The organism is Azospirillum lipoferum, assembly GCF_024170005.1.
Lineage (GTDB): Bacteria > Pseudomonadota > Alphaproteobacteria > Azospirillales > Azospirillaceae > Azospirillum > Azospirillum lipoferum.
The window spans coordinates 1-17667 of record NZ_JALJXJ010000014.1; the positions used below are offsets into that span (position 1 = coordinate 1).

Below are 17667 nucleotides of genomic sequence, written 5' to 3' on the forward strand. Positions count from 1 at the left end.
AACGCAGGCGACGGAGCGCCGGCCGCAGCGTGCCCAGCCATACCGGCACCAGCAAACGCAGGCGACGGAGCGCCGGCCGCAGCGTGCCCAGCCATACCGGCACCAGCAAACGCAGGCGACGGAGCGCCGGCCGCAGCGTGCCCAGCCATGCCAGCACCAGCAAACGCAGGCGACGGAGCACCAGCAGCAGCGTGCCCAGCCATGCCAGCACCGGCAAACGCAGGTGCCGGAGCACCGGCAGCCGCATGACCGGCCATGCCCGCACCAGCAAACGCAGGTGCCGGAGCGCCGGCCGCAGCGTGCCCGGCCATGCCCGCGCCACTAAACGCGGGCGCCTGAGCGCCCGCCAGGGAGACTGCCGACGCTGCACTCGCGATCGATTCGACGACTGTTCCAGCGCCGGTCTCGTTCGACAGGCTGCCGAATGCCTCCGCCGCCGCGGAGCGCACATCCTCAGCCGTCACTCCGGCAAAACCGCTTTGCGCAAGAAGCGCTTGCTTGCCGGCAACGTCCAACGCGTTCAACTGATCCCGAAATCCGCCATCGGTGGCGAGACGCTTAATAAGGTCAAGAGCCTGTTCGCTGGCCATTTGGCCCCTCCTGCAACCGGTCTGCCAATTTGATTGTTACTATCTTTGAGCAACAGCTAAACCAATAGCATAGGCAATCGAGCCAGTTTCTACCAAAATTCGATCGCCTTGGACAAATCACACATAAATTTAATGTTGGACCTGCCACTGCGTTCAGGCGGCATGCCTGCCTGGAAATGGCACAAATCAGATAGACACAAACAATCGCGGCGCCCTCCAAGAGCCCTGGAACGGCGCGCTCTAATCAATCAAACCTAGCAGTGAAGAGTCGAGACAGACACGCTGATTGGAGCGGTTCAAATAACCCCAATCAGCCTGTCCTTCACCATTCCCGAGTTCAGGCCGCCTTCTGGCGAGCAGAAGTGAAGCCGTGGGCCGAATTCGCCGTGAGCGACGCCATCACACGGCCATCAACCGTTTCGATCGCAGACGCACTGCCGGCAACATGCACGAATGCCAGTGCACGACCGTCAACCGTCTCGATCGCGGAAGCGCTCGCCGCCACATGCATCGGCGCCAGCGCACGGCCGTCGACCGTCTCGATCAGCGACGCGCTGGCGGCTACATGCATCGGTGCCAGGGCGCGCCCCTCCGCAGTCTCGATCGCCGAAGCGCTGGCGGCAACGGTGGTAACCACGCCTACGGTCGGCACGATGCCTGAAGCGGCAGGCCGAGCAGCCGCGGCTTGCGTGCCGAAGACGCTTGCCGCAGCAGTGCGCATGTCGGAGGCCGTCAGCGTGCCGAAACCGCAACGCTGGAGAAGAGCACGCTTCCCATGTGCGTCGAGAGATTGCAATTGGCTGCGAAAACCATGGTCGGTAGCGAGAGACTTCAAGAGATCGAGTGCCGTCGAGTCGGACATATCCACCGCCTCCATCATTCATGCCGGCCAGTTTCAGCGGGCATAACGACGGTACCGTGAAGCTTCAGCCCCTAACAAGCTAAAAAAATTGCGCGACTCGCGAATTTTTCTACCGCAACGCCCATGGGTCAGGATGCCCGACTCTGCAGCGACCGGACCGCTTGAGCGCGACCGCCACCGAACCATTCCTCCCGGCTCTGGCGCCAGAAATCGGCCTCGGGCGGAACCATCGGTTCGGGCAGAAGGCCCGAACCGCGGATACGGGAGCCGAGCCGGCGCGCCACGGCCTGCGAGGCGGTATTGTCCGGATGGATCGAATGGACGACTTCGGTCCAGCCAAGATGCTCGAACACCCAGTCGATAGCCGCAACGGCACTCTCCATTGCGTAACCGCGCCCCCAGCAGTCGCGCGGGAGAACCCAGCCGACCTCGGTTACCGGCCAGCCTTCCGGCACCCATGGGCCGACTCGCCCTACCCATCGGCCGCTGTCCTTCTCGATCAGCGAAAACATGCCGAATCCCTGGATCGCCCAGGCACCAGCCATAGCAACGAATCCCCGCCACGCCACGGAACGCGATTGCAAGCCACCGACGAAGACAGTCGCCTGAGCGTCGGTCATCATCGCGGCCCAGGCATCAAAATCCTCCGCGCGCGTGGGCCGAAGGATCAGCCGCGCGGTTTCCAGGATCGGTTCAGCCATGGACGCCACCAACATCAATCGAAGACCGCCGCAGAGACGGGAAACCAAAACCGGGGGCATCCTTCGGAAAGGACCGGAGCGTCACGCGCAGATCGACGGCAAACGGCAACCGAGAACACATAGCGACTCCGCGACAAACAACGCATGGACGAATCATCATTCACAGGCATCAGCCCTCCGTCCAGAGCGAACTGTCGGTACTACCCCTTCATACTAAGCGGAACTCCCTAGGCGTTCTGGGCTAGGGTGGCAGCGCCTCCGGCATCCCATATAGTGGCGCATCTCCTGGTCCCGCGACCGGGAGGACAAGAAGAACGGACACAAGAACGGAGTACGACGATGTCGCGGTTTCGCATGGCGATTCTGGCCCTGGCGGCAGTGAGCGGCACAACCTTGGCCCTCTCCGGTTTCAGCGGCGGTGCCGCAGCCCAGTCCAAGCTGGACTCCTCGGGCAAGCCCGTGTGGGACGAGAGCCATAACCAGCGCCCGACCGCGGCAAGCGACCGCGCGCTGCCGGCGGGCGTGGTGACGCTGCGCACGGCGACCTCCGCGCCCGGCCTGCTCGGCGTCTATGCCCGCAACGGCCTGCCCTTCGACATCGTGCTGAGCCGTGTCGATGCCACCCAGTGCGTTAACGTCGTGGCGGAGGATTGCGGCCTGCTCGGCACCGACATTCGCGTCGCTACCGGGGCGGAAGTCCTGGTCCGCAGCGTGCGGCAGGCCGACATGTCCCGCACCTATGGTGTCGTCCCGGTCTACAGCTGGCGCCCGGCCGTCGCCGCCAAGTAAACGGGCCAAATAGCCCGATCTGGCCGGCGGGACCGCGGCCACGCTCTCGCGGCGGTCCCGCCACCTTGCCATTCCCGTCTATTTCCTTGACTTCCCGTCGCCTGCGGGCTGAATGCCCGGGAGATCAGACGGGTTGCCGGCGATGATGTCCTTGTCCAAGATTCTTCTTCTGGCGCTGGTGATCGGCGCGGTGTGGTTCGGCTGGCGCTGGGTCAACCGCGTGCAGGAGATCGGCCGCAGCCGCAATGCCGCACGCCGCCAGGACGGACCCCACCAGTCCGGACCCCACCAGTCCGGACGGCGCGATGCCGCGTCCGGCGGCACGTCGTCGCGCAGCGCCGGCGCTTCCGTCCCGACCATGGAGGCGGAGGACATGGAGAAATGTCCGGAATGCGGCGCCTATGTCGCCCCGCGCTCCGCCGTGTCCTGCGGCCGTCCGGCCTGCCCCTACGGACGCTGACCGCAACGGCCGCCGCCGCGCTGCGGCTTGACCGCGCTCCGCGCTGCGGCTTGATTTGACGACCCCACCCGCCTATCGTGCGGCGCGTTTTCAACATTTCTTATTGTGGACCGTCCATGGCCTCCCAGATCGGGACTTCCGACGGCGGGAATTCCGCCGACCGCCGCGGCCTGTCGTTCCAGGCCCTGATCCTCAAGCTCCACCACTTCTGGTCGGAGCAGGGTTGCGTCATCCTGCAGCCCTACGACATGGAGGTCGGCGCCGGCACCTTCCACCCGGCGACCACGCTGCGCGCGCTGGGTCCCGATGCCTGGAAGGCGGCCTATGTCCAGCCGTCACGCCGGCCGAAGGACGGCCGCTATGGTGAGAACCCGAACCGGCTTCAGCATTATTACCAGTACCAGGTCATCATGAAGCCCTCGCCGGCCAACGCGCAGGAGCTTTACCTGGACAGCCTGCGCGCCATCGGCATCGACCCGGCGCTGCACGACATCCGCTTCGTCGAGGACGACTGGGAAAGCCCGACGCTGGGCGCCTGGGGCCTGGGCTGGGAAGTGTGGTGCGACGGCATGGAAGTGACGCAGTACACCTATTTCCAGCAGGTCGGCGGCATCGAATGCGACCCCGTCGCCGTCGAGCTGACCTATGGCCTGGAGCGCCTCGCCATGTATGTGCAGGGCGTGGAGAATGTCTACGACCTGGACTTCAACGGCCAGGGCGTGAAGTACGGCGACGTGTTCAAACGCGCCGAGGTCGAATATTCGAAGCACAATTTCGAGTTCGCCAACACCGACATGCTGCTCCAGCATTTCAAGGACGCCGAGGCCGAGTGCCAGGCGCTGGTGGCGCAGAACCTTGCGCTGCCCGCCTATGACCAGTGCATCAAGGCGTCGCATCTGTTCAACCTGCTGGACGCCCGCGGCGTGATCAGCGTTGTCGAGCGCGCCGCCTATATCGGCCGCGTGCGCGCGCTGGCCAAGGCCTGCTGCGAAGCCTGGACGGGGGCGAAGTAATCCCATGACCGAACTCCTGATCGAATTCTTCTCCGAAGAAATCCCCGCCCGCATGCAGGCGCGCGCAGCCGACGACCTGAAGCGCCTCGTCACCGACAAGCTGGCGGCGAACGGCCTGACCTTCACGACGGCCGACGCCCATTCCACCCCGCGCCGTCTGGCCCTGGTGGTCGACGGACTGCCGGAGCGCACCGCCGACGTGCGCGAGGAGAAGAAGGGTCCGCGCGTCGGCTCGCCCGAGCAGGCGGTCGCCGGCTTCCTCAAGTCGGCCGGCCTGGACAGCCTCGACCGGTGCGAGCAGCGCGATACCGGCAAAGGTGTGTTCTATTTCGCGGTGACCGAGAAGAAGGGCCGCGAGACCGCCGAGGTGCTGGCGGAGATCATTCCCGCCGCCATGGCCGAACTGCCCTGGCCGAAGTCGATGCGCTGGGGGACCGGCACCGTGCGCTGGGTCCGTCCGCTGCACTCGATCATCGCCCTGTTCGGCGGACGCGTGCTCGACGGCGGCTACGACATCGGCGGCACCCAGGGCCGCATCGCCTTCGGCAACAGCACCCGCGGCCACCGCTTCCTGGCGCCCGACGCCTTCACGGTGGAAAGCTTCGCCGACTACCGGGAGAAGCTGCGCGCCGCCAAGGTCGTGCTCGACCGCGAGGAACGCAAGGCCAAGATCAAGGCCGACGCCGAGGCGCTGACCAAGGCGCAGAGTCTGACCCTGTCGCCCGACGACGCGCTGCTGGAGGAGGTCGCCGGCCTCGTCGAATGGCCGGTCGTGCTGATGGGCAGCATCGACGAGAGCTTCATGGACGTGCCATCGGAGGTGCTGATCACCTCCATGCGCACCCACCAGAAGTATTTCGCCGCGCTGGACGCCGAGGGCCGGATGGCCCCGCGCTTCATCGTCGTGGCGAACACCGAGACGCTGGACGGCGGCAAGGCCGTGGTCGCCGGCAACGAGCGCGTGCTGCGCGCCCGCCTGTCCGACGCCAAGTTCTTCTGGGACCAGGACCGCAAGACCAAGCTGGAAGCCCGCGTCCCGGCGCTGGAGAAGATCACCTTCCACGCCAAACTGGGCACGGTGGCCGAAAAGGTCACCCGCGTGCAGGCACTGGCCGCCGAGATCGCCCGCGCCATCGGTGCCGACGCCGACGCCGCCAGCCGCGCCGCCCTGCTCTGCAAGGCCGATCTGGTGACCGAGGTTGTCGGCGAGTTCCCCGAGGTCCAGGGGATCATGGGCCGCTACTATGCTCTGGGCCAGGGTGAGAGCGCCGACGTCGCCAACGCCATCGCCGACCATTACAAGCCGCTTGGACCGTCGGATACCTGCCCGACCGCGGCGGTTTCAGTAGCAGTGGCGCTGGCCGACAAGATCGACACGCTGGTCGGTTTCTTCGCCATCGACGAGAAGCCGACGGGCTCGAAGGATCCCTATGCTCTGCGCCGCGCGGCGTTGGGCGTGATCCGACTGGTGCTGGAAAACGGGCTGCGGGTGAAGCTGGGGGAAGTCTTCGCGGCGGCCCACGGCGCCTACAAGGTCAGCGGCTTCGCGCCGGCCGGCAATGTCGGCGGCGATCTGATGTCCTTCTTCGCCGACCGCCTGAAGGTGGTGTTGCGCGAGCAGGGCGTCCGCCACGATTTGGTCGATGCGGTGTTCGCACTCGGCGGCGAGGACGATCTGGTCCGGTTGCTGGCCCGCGTGAAGGCATTGCAGGCGTTCGTCGGTTCAATTGAGGGCACCAATCTGCTGGCGGCCTACAAACGCGCCTCCAACATCGTCCGCATTGAGGAGAAGAAGGACAGCGCGGCCTTTGATCAGGCAGTCAACGAAACCGGATTGGTTCAGGACGAGGAAAAGGCACTATACGTAGCCCTTAAAGGCGCATTGGCCGATGCTGCTCCCCGATTGGCTGCGGAAGACTTCACTGGCGCCATGGCGGCGCTTGCCACGCTACGTTGGCCGGTGGACGCCTTCTTCGACAAGGTCACGGTGAACGCGGAGGACAAGGACCTGCGCGCCAACCGCCTGCGCCTGCTAACGCAGATCCGCACGACGCTGAACGCGGTGGCCGACTTCTCGAAGATCGAAGGGTGATGCGGTTGGGGGGCGTTCGCGCCCCCCTTTTCTACAATCCCGCCAACGCCCGCCGGATCGCTTCGCGGAAGGCATCGAGCGACGCGATGTCCAGCAGGAACAGCGCGTGTCCGCTGGCATCGCCGGCCGCCAACGCCATGTCGATGCGCACGAACAGCACCGGGTCGGTGCCGGACCCGATCACCGCCGCTGGCATGCCGGCGCCATAGCCCGGAACCGCACCCGACAGCTCGCCGCCGATCAGGTTGGACAGGCTGGCGAGGCAGCCGTTCAGGATGATGTTGCCGATCTCGGTCAGCGCGTCCTGTTCCATCTCGCCCGGCGCTTCGGCGGCGGGGTCAACGGGGACGAGACGACCGACCAGCGCCAGCGTGCCGCGTTCGGGAAAGATCAGCATCGCTTCGCCGGTGAACGGGCCGGTGAAGGCGCCGCGCACGGCACAGACCGGCTGGTCGCCCTCCAGATCGTCGCCGACCTCGCTGGTGATGCGGGCGCGGGTCGATACGGCGAAGGACGGCACCGACAGATGCACCTCCTCGCCCAGCATGGAGCTGAGGGCGGCGGCCGGTTCGCCCATGCCGATGTTGAACAGCTCGGCGATGGCATCGGCCTCGTCGGCATCGAGGCGGAGCGTGTCGTCCGACGATGGAACGGGTTCGGACCCGGAGGCTCCGGATGTGGCCATTGCCGTCACTGCCCGGCTGCGGCGAGGAAGTCGCGGATCTTGTCCGAGGTGATCGGCTTGGCGATGAAGCGGATGCCCAGCGCCTCGGCCTTGCGCTTCAGCGTGTCCTGGACATTGGCGGTCAGCAGGCCGATCGGCAGGCCGGAGAACCGCTCCTTCAGCCGTTCAGCCAGTGCCAGCCCGTCCATGCCCGGCATGTTGTAGTCGACGATGGCGGCGACCGGCGGCACCTCGCCGATGATCTCCAGCGCCTCTTCGCCGCTTGCCGCGGTGACGATGGTCCAGTCGGACCGCAGGGAGGCAATGACGCTGGAGACCATGTTGCGCGCAAGTCGGCTGTCGTCGACGACGAGAATGCTGGTCATGCCGATACTTCCGTCCTAAAGAATCCGTTTACAGCTTGCCGGCTTCTTACCGCAAAGCGCCTCTGCCCACAACAGACGCTTCGCATCATGTCCGACAACTTCAACCGCCACGGCCCTGCAATATATCAATGCTCAGCCCCGACAACACCGCGGACGCGATTCACCATCCTGTTCATGAACCGGTTCGTGCCGTGCTCGACACCAACATCCTGGTGGCCTATGCGCTGCTGGGAAGTACCGTCGCCCGGCGCCACGACGCTATCCGCCGTTGCGTGGAGCGGGTGCACGCGGATCGCGGCCTTGTCGGCAGCGGTGAAACACTGGCGGAGCTGGAGGAGGTGCTGATGCGCCCGACCTTCGACCGCTATGCCGCCGCGGCCGATCGCCGCGCCTTCCTGGAGCGGATCAGGGCCGAGACGACGCTGGTCGCCCCGGCGACGGTCGGTCGGCTGTGCCGCGATCCGGAGGACGACATGTTCCTGGCGGCGGCCGTCGGCGGCTCGGTGCCCTGGCTGGTGACCGTCGATCGCCAGCTTCTGTCGGTGCGAAAAGCCGGCACGACGCGGGTGCTTCGGCCCGAACGGTTCCTGGAGGCGGTGGCCGTCCAGCATGGTCCTGAGGCATAGCCCACAGAATCCCCTCGACAAATCAGACGCTCTTTCTAGAATGAAAAGAGAACACATCGCAAACCGCGAGTGAACGGGGATTGGCCGCCTCAGCGCTGGCGGCATTGATGGAGCGCAGGGGGCATCTGCAGCGATGAGCGTCCAACGGCTTCTGTTCGACGACCTTCCGGAAAGCGAACCGGCACGCAAGCCGCGCCGGGCGCGGGCTGCCGCGACGGGTTCCACGCCCTCGACCATGGCCGCCCAGGTCGCGGTGGATGTGGTGCGGGAGGCTGCCCCCCTGCCCAGGGCGGCGGCGACGGCCGCGAATGTCGCGACCCTTCCGCTCGCCCCCCCGACTCCTCCCCCTCCCCCGCCGGCCTTCCACCCGGCGGCGCTGTCGAACCCGGAACTACGGGCGCTGGTGCAGGCCCTGCCCGACCAGCGGCTGGCCCATCTGCTGATCGAGGCGGCGCGCGAACTGAAACGCCGCGCCGTCCCCGACTCCGGCGATGCCGACGGCGAGGACGGAGATATGCCGATGGAACCGAACCCTGCCCTTCTGCGCGCTGCGCGGCAGGCGGTGGGAGAACTTTCGGGCGAGGATTTCTGAGCGGCGTCTCACTGCTGGGGCCGTCCCTTAGTCAATAAAGTTTCCGAGACAAACGACGCAGCTTTATGTCATGATCCTTTCCAGCCCACGCTCTACATGCCGCATCGCACAATAAAGCGGCTTTAAAGCGCCCCCGGGCTCGCCGAACCCACATGCGACGTCTCCCGGAGGGAGCTTTGGACTGGATTACATGGTTGCAGGAATGGGGGAACGCCTTTTACCCGATGGCCTTTATCTGGGCCTTTTTTGAAGGTGAAACATTTGTAATCTTCGGCGGGATGGGCGCCAAACTTGGCATCATCAATCTCTATTGGCTGGTCGGATCGGTGTGGATCGGCAGCTTCCTGGGCGATCAGGTCTGGTTCTGGCTGGGCCGCCGCTGGGGCAAGAAGGCGCTGGCCCGTTTCCCCTCCGCCGATGTCCACGCCTGCCGTGTCCTGCGCTGGCTTGAGAAGTACGGCGTCGCTTTCATCCTGGTTTTCCGCTTCCTCTATGGTGTGCGGAACATCGCGTCTGTTGCCATCGGCACCTCGGGCATGCCGTGGTCCCGTTTCCTGTTCTGGAACTTCATTGCCGCCGGCATCTGGGCCTGGAGCTTTGCCGGCGCAGGTTACCTGTTCGGTGAGGCTGCCGCCGCGATTGGCGAGGACGGCCCGAAGATCCTGCTACTGACCGGCCTTGCCATCGGCGGCCTGTGGATCGCCATCAAGAGCATCCGCTGGGTCCGCCGCCGCGCACTCGCCGCGGCCAACCCAGCGGAGTGACGCTACACCTGAGAGGCAGGAGCGGGGGCTGATCTGCCCCCCGCCCCTGCTGCTTCGCCCTCAGGTCTCCAGCTTCTCCTGATCCTTCAGCCGCTCCCAGATCTCGTCGAACTCCGCATGGCGGCTGGCGAACAGCGTCAGCAGGCGCGGGTCGAAATGGACCGTCGGGTCCAGGCGATCGTCACCATTCAGCAGGATGTCGACCGTCTTCTCATGGCTGAATGACGGCTTGTAGGGCCGGGCGCTGCGCAGCGCGTCATAGCAGTCGGCGATGGCGACGATACGGGCGGCCAGCGGGATTTCCTCCCCCTTCAGACCATGGGGGTAGCCGGTACCAGCCCATTGCTCATGATGGTACAGCGCGATCTCGGCGGCCATCTTCAGCCGGTCCGATGCGACCAGGATGTCGTGGCCGTAGACCGGATGGCGCTGCATCTCCGCCAGTTCGCGGTCGTCGAGCCGGCCCTTCTTGTGCAGAACCGCCTGATCGACGCTCATCTTCCCGACATCGTGCAGGGCGGCGGAAAAGCGGATCTCCTGGCAAAAGGCGCGGCTGCAACCAGCCCAGGTCGCCAGCGCATAGGAATATTCGTTGACGCGCAGGATGTGGTTGCCGGTGTCCTCGTCATGCACCTCGGCGGCGCGGGCCAGCAGGTTGACCGAGACCATGAAGGCGCGCTCCGTCTCCACCTGAAGCTCGGCGACGCGGCGGCGCTCCTTGGTCAGGGCGCGGTTGCGCTCTGTCAGCCGCTCCAGCGTCGCGGCGCGTTCCAGGGCACGGCCGACGATGTGGTTGACCGGCGCGATCATCTGCTCGTGATCGGGCAGGAAGGCTGGCGGTCCCTCCACCGGGCGGCGGTTGATCAGCTGCACCACGCCGACCGGCCGGTCGCGGAAGCCCTTCAAGGCGAAAGCCATGATGGAGCGGGTGCGGAAGCCGGTGCGCTGGTCGAAGGCAGAGTTGAAGCTGTAGGGCCGGTCCGCCGGTATGGCGTAGGCGTCCTCCAACAGCAGGGTCTCGCCGGTCGCCGCGACATAGCCGACGATGGAGGTCTGGCTGACCGGCACCGAAAACAGCGTCGGCTTGGCGCGGATCACGTCGTTCTGGGCACTGACCGCCTCAAGATGCCGGTGCCGCCCCTGCCCGCGCAGCATGAAGATCGTGCCGGCTTCGGCACCCGTCAGCTCGCGGCATTTGCGCAGCACCCGGTCGCTCAGCGAACGCAGCGATTGGTTCGGGGCACTTTCGATAAACTCAAGAAACTGGCCGACCAAACCCACAGCGCTCCCCCACCCCGGCGCACAGACAACCGCGCTCCGAACAGATTAACCCATTTGTCGCACCCGGCAGAAGAGGCTTGCGGTCCCGAAAATCACGTGCAGATCACAGCCTCCAAGTCACAAGCACAAGTCACAGCCCCATCCAGCCGCCGGCCCACAGCCAGACCGCCGCCACCGCCATCGACAGCAGCGCCATCGGCACGCCGCAGCGGGCATGCTCGACGAAGCCCAGCTTGACCCCGGCCGCCGCGGCCCGCTCCGCCACGATGATGTTGGCGAGACTGCCCGGCAGCAGCAGGTTGCCGGCCAGGGTCGACAGCAGCGCCAGACCATAGAGCGCACCTTCCGGCGGCGACGGCCAGGCGGCCAGCAGCAGGATCACCGCCGGGACGTTGCCGATGCTGTTGCTGCCGGCGAGCGACAGCGGCAGCATCACCGCCAGACGGTCGGGGAGCCAGCCCGCCGCCCGCAGGTCGTCGACCAGAGCCGCCGGGATGCCGGTCATCCCCAGCGCATGGTTGATGGCGAAGAGTGCTGCGAACAGCACCAGAAGATGCCAGTCGACCATGCCCAGCATGTCGCGGCTGGCCATGCGGCGGCTGACCATCATGATGCCTGCGATCAGCAGCACCGCATGTTCCTGCGGGATGTCGCGGGTGAACAGCACCAGCAGAACCAGCGTCGCCGCCACCGCCTTGCCCAACTGCCAGCGGTCGAGCCTCGGCGCCACTTGGCCGGCTTCCTCATGCCCCTCCTCCGGCATGCCGAAGCGGCCGCGCCAGACCAGCCAGACGGTGACATAGGCGATGACCATGGCGGCCAGCGCCGGGCCGCCGCACACCGCCAGAAAGCGCCAGAAATCGAGATGCCCGACCTGCCCGATCAGGATGTTCTGCGGATTGCCGATCATCGTCGCCGCCGACCCGGCATTGGCGGCTCCGGCCAGCCCGATCAGGTAGGGCCGCGGGTCCAGCTTGCGCGCCTGCAAACCCAGGCACAGCATCGGCGTCATCGCGAAGACGACCACGTCGTTGGCCAGAATTGCCGACAACCCGCCGGCGACCAGGACGATCACCGCCAGAAGCCGCGCCGGCGACTTCGCCGCCTGCGCCACCTTCAGCGCGCACCAGTCGTAGAAGCCGCTGCCGGCATATTGCGCCGACAGGATCATCAGCCCCAGCAGGATGAAGATCGTCGGGAAATCGATCGCCGACACGGCAGCGGCGGTATCGAGCGCCCCGGTCGCCAGCAGCAGGATCGCCGCGACCAGCGCGATGCCGGTACGGTCGATGCGCAGGCCGGGAAAGCCGCCCAGCGCCATGCCCAGATAGGTGGCGGCGAACAGAATCAGGATGGTTGCGGTCATAATGCCCGATGCGCAGGAAATGTCAGTCGAGGGAGATGGTGGTTCCCTCGCGCGCGGCAAAGCAGTTTGGAAACTTTGCCTTGGCCGCCGCCTCGATTCGCTCCATCGTCGCGTCATCGTGGTCGGGATCGTGGTGGAACAGGCCCAGCGTCTTCACATGGGCCGCACAGGCGATCCGCACCGCCTCCATCCAGGTGGAATGTCCCCAGCCGATCCGCTGCACCCATTCCTCGTCGGTGTAGGTCGAGTCGTAGAGCAGCAAATCCACTCCATCGACAAGGTTCAGGATGTTGCGGTCGGGTTGGTCCGGCACATGTTCGGTATCGGTGACATAGGCGACCGACCGCCCCTGATACTCGATCCGGTACCCGGTGGCGCCATCAGGATGGTTCAGCGCCGCGGTGTGGATGCGGACCCCGCCCTCCAGCTTGAAGCTGTGGCCGGGCGGCACCTCAAGGAAGCTCAGGTCGCCGCCCATGGTGCGCAGCGGCACCGGGAATAGCGGCCGTTCCATCTGGCGCGCCATCACCGATTCGATATCCGGACTGCCGGTGAGATGGCCGGAGATGACACGAAGGCCGAAGCCCTTGGTGTAGGCCGGCGCAAAGAAGGGAAAGCCGCTGATGTGGTCCAGATGGGTATGGCTCAACAGCAGCGTGGCGCTGGTCACCCCTTCGGCCAGAAGCTTGCGCCCCAGCATCCTTAGTCCCGTGCCGGCATCGATGATGATCCGCTGCTTGCCCGCCTGCACTTCGACGCAGGAGGTGTTGCCGCCGAAACCCAGATGCGAGGCCATCGGGCAGGGAATTGTGCCGCGCACGCCCCAAAAGGTGACTGAAAACCCCATTCCCCTGCCTCCCGGCGCATTCATACGCCGACCCAACCCCTTGGAGCGGCGAGTTTAGCGCGAATCCCCAGTATGTACACGATAGAGGATGCCGGATGGATGCCGCTTCCCATCCGGAAAAAACGAACGGGGCCGCTTCATCCGAAGCAGCCCCGTCGGTTTTGTTATTGCCAGGCTTTTTTTACAGCTCGGCGGCCATGTAGTTCGGCAGCCAGCCTTCATTGGCCTCGCGCAGGCGCTTCAGCGAGACGATCTCGCCGCCACGGCCCGACAGCGAAGTGCCGCGGGTCTCGCCCAGCACGCTGACCGGAACGCCGGCAGCCTCGGCCTTCTCCTGCACGGTCGCGGCGACGTCCGGACGGACGGCCAGGACGTAACGGCCCTGGTCCTCGCCGAACAGCACGCGGACATGCTGGCCGTCGAAGCCGGTCAGATAGGCGCCGACGCCACCGGCCAGCGCCATCTCGGCGATGGTGACGATCAGGCCGCCGTCGGCCACGTCGTGGCTCGACACAACCAGACCTTCGCGGATCAGGCCGCGGACGAAGTCGCCGTTGCGGCGCTCCACCGCCAGATCGACCGGCGGGGGCGCCCCCTCTTCCCGGCCGAGGATCTCGCGCAGGAAGATCGACTGGCCGATATGGCCCCCATAGGGATTTGCCGTGTCGCCCACCGCGAGGATCACGTCGCCTTCACCTCGGAAGGCGATGCCGACGGCGATCATCGCGTCCGGCATGATGCCGACGCCGCCGATGGCCGGGGTCGGCAGGATCGCCTCGCCATTCGTCTCGTTGTAGAGCGAGACGTTACCCGACACGACCGGGAAGTCCAACGCCTTGCAGGCCTCGCCGATGCCTTGGACGGCACCGACGAACTGGCCCATGATCCGCGGCTTCTCGGGGTTGCCGAAGTTCATGTTGTCGGTGATGGCGAGCGGCAGGGCGCCCACCGCCGACAGGTTGCGCCACGCCTCAGCCACGGCCTGCTTGCCACCCTCGACCGGATCGGCGAGGCAGTAGCGCGGGGTGCAGTCGGTGGTGATGGCGACCGCCTTGGTCTGGCCCGGCACGCGGACGACCGCGGCGTCGGCCTGACCCGACATGAAGCGGGTGTCGCCGCCGACGAGGCTGTCATACTGTTCCCAGATCCAGCGCTTGGACGCCAGATCGGGGCAGCCGAACAGCTTGGTCAGCGTGTCGCCCAGTTCCTCGGAATAGCCGTTGAACACGCTGTCGTCGAGATCGGACGCCTTCGGCGTCGGCTCCCACGGGCGGTTGTACTCCGGGGCGGCGTTGGACACCGGGGCGATCGGCATGTCGCACCAGGTCTCGCCATACATCTTGATGACGAGATTGCCGGTGTCGGTCAGGTGGCCGATGACGGCGAAGTCCAGCTCCCACTTGTCGAAGATGGCCTTCGCCACCTCCTCGCGGCCGGGCTTCAGGATGATCAGCATGCGCTCCTGGCTTTCGGAGAGCATGATCTCGTAGGGCGTCATCGCCTGCTCGCGCATCGGCAGGGTGTCGAGCGTCAGCTCGATGCCCAGGCCGCCCTTGCCGGCCATCTCGACCGAGGAGGAGGTCAGGCCGGCGGCACCCATGTCCTGGATGGCGACGATGGCGTCCGTCTCCATCAGTTCCAGGCAGGCTTCGATCAGCAGCTTCTCGGTGAAGGGGTCGCCGACCTGCACGGTCGGGCGCTTCTCCTCCGAATCCTCGGTGAATTCGGCCGAGGCCATGGTCGCGCCGTGGATGCCGTCGCGGCCGGTCTTGGAGCCGACATAGACGACCGGATTGCCGATGCCGGCAGCGGCCGAATAGAAGATCTTGTCGGTCTTGGCGACACCCACGGTCATGGCGTTGACCAGGATGTTGCCGTTGTAGGCCGGGTGGAAGTTGGTCTCGCCGCCCACCGTCGGCACGCCGACGCAGTTGCCGTAGCCGCCGATGCCGGCGACCACGCCCGACACCAGATGGCGGGTCTTGGGATGATCGGGCGAACCGAAGCGCAGCGCGTTCATGTTGGCGATGGGACGGGCGCCCATGGTGAACACGTCGCGCAGGATGCCGCCCACGCCCGTCGCAGCCCCCTGGTAGGGCTCGATGTAGGACGGGTGGTTGTGGCTCTCCATCTTGAAGATGACGGCGTCGCCGTCACCGATGTCGACCACGCCGGCATTCTCGCCGGGGCCGCAGATCACCTGCGGGCCGGTGGTCGGCAGCGTCTTCAGCCACACCTTGGACGACTTGTAGGAGCAGTGCTCCGACCACATCACCGAAATGATGCCCAGCTCGGTGAAGGTCGGGGTGCGGCCTAGGATGTCCAGGGCGTTCCGGTATTCCTCGGCGGACAGGCCGAACTCCTTGGCGAGTTCGGCGGTGACCGGACGCTCCTGCGCCTTGGTAGCTTCAGCGCTCACGACAGGGCCTCCACCAGACCTTCGAACATGGGCTTGCCGTCGGTGTTGCCGTGCAGGGCCTCCACCGCGTCCTCGGGGTGCGGCATCAGGCCCAGCACGGTGCGCTTGGCGTTGAAGATGCCGGCGATGTCGGACACCGAGCCGTTCGGGTTGCCGCGCGGGTCGGCCCTGGCCTCGTCGCCGACATAGCGGAAGGCGACCTGGCCCTCGCCGTCCAGCCGCTTCACCGTCTCCGCGTCGGTCCAGTAGTTGCCGTCGCCATGGGCAACCGGGAAACGCACGATCTGGCCCTTCGCGTATCTCTTGGTAAAGGGGCTGTCGGTGTTCTCCACCCGCAGATGCTGGACACGGCAGACGAACTTCAGCGCGCCGTTGCGCATCAGCGCGCCGGGCAGCAGACCGGCCTCGGTGATGATCTGGAAGCCGTTGCAGACGCCGAGGACGCGGACGCCCTGATCGGCCCGCGCCTTCACCTCGCGCATGATCGGCGAATGCGCCGCCATGGCGCCGGAGCGCAGGTAATCGCCATAGGAGAAGCCGCCGGGCACGACGATCAGGTCGACCTTGGGCAGTTCGGTGTCGCGGTGCCAGACCAGATGCGGCTTGGTCCCGCTGACGGCCTCCAGCGCGGCGACGGCGTCGCGTTCGCGGTTGGAGCCGGGGAAAACGACGATGGCGGCCTTCATGGGGCGGTCAAAATCCGGCGTCGTGAGGGGGAGGAGTTCGCGCCGGACACTAAAGCCGCCGCCCCGGCAAAGCAAGAGTCGGCCAAAGGGCGGCGGAGTTGTGCGCGGCGCATTACATGCCGGGCGCATCCTCTTCCGGGTAGGCGGTGATGTGGTGCAACGACAGGTCGGCGCCCTTGTACTCCTGTTCAGGATCGAGGCGGATCCCGACGGTGATACGCAGCAGGCCGTAGACCGCCAGACCGGCGGCAAAGCCGAAGCCGGCGCCGCCCAGCGTACCGACGAGCTGGCTGAGGATCGACACGCCGCCCAACCCGCCCAGCGCCTCCTGCCCGAACACACCGGCCAGCAGGCCGCCGCTCAGGCCGCACAGCCCATGCAGCGGCCAGACGCCCAGCACGTCGTCGATTTTCCAGTCGATCTGGCACTTGTTGAAGGCCCAGACGAACAGCAGCCCGGCGATGCCGCCGGTGATCAGCGCGCCCAGTGGATGCATCACGTCGGACCCGGCGCAGACCGCCACCAGACCGGCCAGCGCGCCGTTGTGGACGAAGCCCGGATCGGTGCGGCTGATGACCAGCGAGGTGACAATGCCGCCGACCATCGCCATCAGCGAATTCAACGCGACCAGCCCGGTCACGCCGTCCAGCACTTGGGCGCTCATCACGTTGAAGCCGAACCAGCCGACGCAGAGCACCCAGGCGCCCAGCGCCAGGAAGGGGATGTTCGACGGCGGAATGGCGATCAGCGAGCCGTTGGGGCGGTAGCGGCCGCGGCGGTTGCCGAGATTCAGCACGGCCCCCAGCGCCACCCAGCCGCCGAAGGCATGCACCACCACCGAACCGGCGAAATCATGGAAGGGCTGGCCGAAGGTCGCCGCCATCCAGCTCTGCAACCCGAAGCGGGTGCCCCACACCGTGCCTTCCAGCAACGGATAGAACAGCGCGATCAGCGCCAGGGTGGCGCCGGCCTGCGGCCAGAACTTGGCGCGCTCGGCGATGCCGCCCGACACGATGGCCGGCACCGCCGCGGCGAAGGTCGCCAGGAAGAAGAACTTCACGAGGTCGTAGCCATAGGCCGCAAAGCCGCCGCTTCCCTTGCCGACCAGCGTGTGGGCGTCGGCAAAGAAATCGATGCCGTAAGCCACCGCATAGCCGACGAAGAAATAGGCGATGGTCGACATGGCGAAGTCCGACAGGATCTTCACCAGCGCGTTGACCTGATTCTTGCGCCGGACCGTCCCGACCTCCAGCAGGGCGAAGCCGCAATGCATCGCCAGCACCATAACCGCGCCCATCAGCACGAAAAGGACGTCGCCACCCGTCTTTGCCGCATCCATTTGCACAAACCTTTAGCATTTCGCTTAAAAAAGCGGCAGACTGCTAACAGATCAGGCAAATATACGCAAGGGCCCAGCTGACGTTTAGACAGGCAGAGTGGCGGAAATGCAGCACAAAAAGCGGGCGAACCCGCTTTGGGTTGCCCGCTGTCCGCGCAAGAACGATGCCAACTGATGAAGAGATGGGCGG

Annotated in this window: 19 protein-coding genes; 8 read left to right on the forward strand and 11 right to left on the reverse strand. The window is 66.1% G+C overall.

Going from position 1 to position 17667, the window contains the following annotated elements; translation table 11 throughout:
* Positions 1-247: hypothetical protein (locus J2848_RS26770; RefSeq protein WP_253568751.1), on the reverse strand; the 247-nt coding region annotated here is incomplete at its 3' end.
* Here J2848_RS26770 and J2848_RS26775 point away from each other — a divergent pair.
* Positions 246-623, forward strand: coding sequence for a hypothetical protein (locus tag J2848_RS26775; protein WP_170306942.1), 378 nt, complete (start codon positions 246-248; stop codon positions 621-623). The two genes, J2848_RS26770 and J2848_RS26775, sit on opposite strands and share 2 nt — an antisense overlap.
* 304 nt (positions 624-927) lie before the next feature.
* Here J2848_RS26775 and J2848_RS26780 read toward each other — a convergent pair whose 3' ends face one another.
* Positions 928-1452, reverse strand: a complete 525-nt coding sequence (locus J2848_RS26780; RefSeq protein ID WP_149229784.1) for a hypothetical protein — start codon at positions 1450-1452, stop codon at positions 928-930.
* A 128-nt stretch (positions 1453-1580) separates the two neighbouring features.
* Positions 1581-2153 carry a GNAT family N-acetyltransferase gene (locus J2848_RS26785; RefSeq protein ID WP_149229783.1) on the reverse strand — a complete coding sequence of 191 codons (573 nt, stop codon included), beginning with the start codon at positions 2151-2153 and terminating at the stop codon, positions 1581-1583.
* A 339-nt stretch (positions 2154-2492) separates the two neighbouring features.
* On the opposite strand from J2848_RS26785, the gene J2848_RS26790 reads away from it, so the two are divergent.
* From J2848_RS26790 to glyS, 4 genes are all read left to right on the forward strand, one after another.
* Positions 2493-2942: a hypothetical protein gene (locus J2848_RS26790; protein WP_149229782.1), complete on the forward strand. Its 450-nt coding sequence runs from the start codon at positions 2493-2495 to the stop codon at positions 2940-2942.
* A 145-nt stretch (positions 2943-3087) separates the two neighbouring features.
* Positions 3088-3402 (forward strand): hypothetical protein, encoded by a 315-nt coding sequence (locus J2848_RS26795; protein ID WP_246193729.1) that lies wholly within the window; start codon positions 3088-3090, stop codon positions 3400-3402.
* A gap of 116 nt (positions 3403-3518) precedes the next feature.
* Positions 3519-4415 carry a glycine--tRNA ligase subunit alpha gene (locus J2848_RS26800; protein ID WP_149229780.1) on the forward strand — a complete coding sequence of 299 codons (897 nt, stop codon included), beginning with the start codon at positions 3519-3521 and terminating at the stop codon, positions 4413-4415.
* Between the two features lie 4 nt (positions 4416-4419).
* The gene (gene glyS, locus J2848_RS26805; protein WP_149229779.1) at positions 4420-6507 is read left to right on the forward strand and encodes a glycine--tRNA ligase subunit beta; all 2088 of its coding nucleotides are present in this window, start codon (positions 4420-4422) and stop codon (positions 6505-6507) included.
* Between the two features lie 31 nt (positions 6508-6538).
* On the opposite strand, the gene J2848_RS26810 is transcribed toward glyS, so the two are convergent.
* Both J2848_RS26810 and J2848_RS26815 read right to left on the reverse strand, forming a co-directional pair.
* Positions 6539-7192 (reverse strand): chemotaxis protein, encoded by a 654-nt coding sequence (locus J2848_RS26810; protein ID WP_149229778.1) that lies wholly within the window; start codon positions 7190-7192, stop codon positions 6539-6541.
* 5 nt (positions 7193-7197) lie between these two features.
* Positions 7198-7557: a response regulator gene (locus tag J2848_RS26815; protein WP_149229777.1), complete on the reverse strand. Its 360-nt coding sequence runs from the start codon at positions 7555-7557 to the stop codon at positions 7198-7200.
* A gap of 191 nt (positions 7558-7748) precedes the next feature.
* Here J2848_RS26815 and J2848_RS26820 point away from each other — a divergent pair, with 191 nt between their 5' ends.
* From J2848_RS26820 to J2848_RS26830, 3 genes are all read left to right on the forward strand, one after another.
* Positions 7749-8183 (forward strand): putative toxin-antitoxin system toxin component, PIN family, encoded by a 435-nt coding sequence (locus J2848_RS26820; protein ID WP_246193663.1) that lies wholly within the window; start codon positions 7749-7751, stop codon positions 8181-8183.
* A gap of 133 nt (positions 8184-8316) precedes the next feature.
* A complete protein-coding gene (locus J2848_RS26825; protein ID WP_149229775.1) occupies positions 8317-8775 on the forward strand; it encodes a hypothetical protein in 459 nt (152 codons plus the stop codon).
* 224 nt (positions 8776-8999) lie between these two features.
* Positions 9000-9539, forward strand: a complete 540-nt coding sequence (locus J2848_RS26830; protein WP_149229774.1) for a DedA family protein — start codon at positions 9000-9002, stop codon at positions 9537-9539.
* Positions 9540-9599: 60 nt separating this feature from the next.
* Here the strand turns inward: J2848_RS26830 and J2848_RS26835 are convergent, their stop codons facing one another.
* The 6 genes from J2848_RS26835 to J2848_RS26860 all read right to left on the reverse strand — a co-directional run bounded on the left by J2848_RS26835 (position 9600) and on the right by J2848_RS26860 (position 17477).
* Positions 9600-10820, reverse strand: coding sequence for an HD-GYP domain-containing protein (locus tag J2848_RS26835; RefSeq protein WP_246193661.1), 1221 nt, complete (start codon positions 10818-10820; stop codon positions 9600-9602).
* 130 nt (positions 10821-10950) lie between these two features.
* Positions 10951-12186: an SLC13 family permease gene (locus J2848_RS26840; protein WP_149229772.1), complete on the reverse strand. Its 1236-nt coding sequence runs from the start codon at positions 12184-12186 to the stop codon at positions 10951-10953.
* 22 nt (positions 12187-12208) lie between these two features.
* On the reverse strand, positions 12209-13033 hold the full coding sequence (locus J2848_RS26845) for an MBL fold metallo-hydrolase (protein ID WP_149229771.1): 825 nt from the start codon (positions 13031-13033) through the stop codon (positions 12209-12211).
* A 181-nt stretch (positions 13034-13214) separates the two neighbouring features.
* Positions 13215-15452: a phosphoribosylformylglycinamidine synthase subunit PurL gene (gene purL / locus J2848_RS26850; protein WP_149229770.1), complete on the reverse strand. Its 2238-nt coding sequence runs from the start codon at positions 15450-15452 to the stop codon at positions 13215-13217.
* Positions 15449-16138, reverse strand: coding sequence for a phosphoribosylformylglycinamidine synthase subunit PurQ (gene purQ / locus J2848_RS26855; RefSeq protein ID WP_149229769.1), 690 nt, complete (start codon positions 16136-16138; stop codon positions 15449-15451). Before purQ ends, purL begins: the two co-directional genes overlap by 4 nt.
* Before the next feature lie 112 nt (positions 16139-16250).
* The gene (locus tag J2848_RS26860; protein ID WP_149229768.1) at positions 16251-17477 is read right to left on the reverse strand and encodes an ammonium transporter; all 1227 of its coding nucleotides are present in this window, start codon (positions 17475-17477) and stop codon (positions 16251-16253) included.
* Between the last annotated feature and the right edge of the window lie 190 nt (positions 17478-17667).